This is a genomic window from Ezakiella massiliensis, from assembly GCF_059862345.1.
This window is the reverse complement of record NZ_JCBCEO010000014.1, coordinates 1-1,132: the sequence shown is the minus strand read 5'-3', so window position 1 is coordinate 1,132 and position 1,132 is coordinate 1. Positions and strand designations below refer to the sequence as shown.

2 protein-coding genes are annotated in these 1,132 nt (G+C 26.4%); both read left to right on the top strand.

Annotated elements, in window-relative coordinates; translation table 11 throughout:
* Positions 1-449 precede the first annotated feature (449 nt).
* Positions 450-818 (top strand): plasmid mobilization relaxosome protein MobC, encoded by a 369-nt coding sequence (gene mobC / locus AC6FXG_RS08915; RefSeq protein ID WP_500572386.1) that lies wholly within the window; start codon positions 450-452, stop codon positions 816-818.
* Positions 818-1,132, top strand: a 315-nt coding sequence (locus tag AC6FXG_RS08910) for a relaxase/mobilization nuclease domain-containing protein (RefSeq protein ID WP_500572385.1), incomplete at its 3' end; no start/stop codon positions are given. The genes mobC and AC6FXG_RS08910, both read left to right, overlap by 1 nt.

Below are 1,132 nucleotides of genomic sequence, written 5' to 3'. Positions count from 1 at the left end.
GAGCAAGCACAGTAAGTGCATATGCACTTACTAAAAATGGAATAAGAATACTACTATTATATCGCTTATTTTTTCCATTTTACTTGTTGGGGAATATCCCCAAACCCCTAATTTTATAATAATTAAATTCAGCAACAAACGCTTATAATAGCTTCAACGTAAACTTGAATATTATATCAAAAAATGATAAAATATAATCAATAAAAAATTAAATCAGGAGATTTCCAGACGAAATATATAGAATAAATTAAACCTGTAAGTCAAGTAATCCTACTTGAATTTACAGGTTTTTCTTTTTTATTTCGATTAATAAATTTATTAGGAAGAGGAACTTCAAGGAAGTTTACTACGAGCTCCATCTATATAATTATTATCACATAAGAAAGAGGGATTGAGAACAAAATGTAGTATTTTATTACTACAACTATAATATACGAGGAGGTTAAATTATGACAAGTAGATTTAGGAATAACGGAATCTATTTAATGTTATCTGATGAGGAGTTAGAATTGCTAAATGAAAAATATAAAGCATCTAAGTGTAAAACTCTTAGACAATTTATTATGAAATGTATTTTAGAAAAAGATATTTATGTACTAGATATGAATGTCTTTCGTGAAATGTCAACAAATATAAGTCGTACTTCAAATAATATAAATCAAATTGCTAAAAGGATAAATACTACATCAATTATATATAAAGATGATGTAGAAGATTTAAAAAGCTTATTAGAAAATCAATCGAAAGATATTTTCTCTATACGTAAAAAAATATACTCTCTTACTAATTCTAATAGCATAAATACTGAGAAAGAATAATGGCAATTACTAAAATTCATCCTATAAAATCCACTTTAAAAATAGCACTTGATTATATTATGAATAGTGATAAAACAGATGGAAAAATTCTAATTTCCTCCCTAAACTGTAACCCTATAACTGCTCATTTAGAATTTGAACAAACAAAAATAGAATGTAATTCTAAAGCAAAAGTTTTGGCAAGACATTTAATTCAATCTTTTTTCCCCGGAGAAACTACTGCTGAAGAGGCTCATCAAATAGGAATAGAACTATGCGAAAAAATCTTAAAAGGAAAGTATGAATATGTTCTTACTACCCATATAGATAAGGGA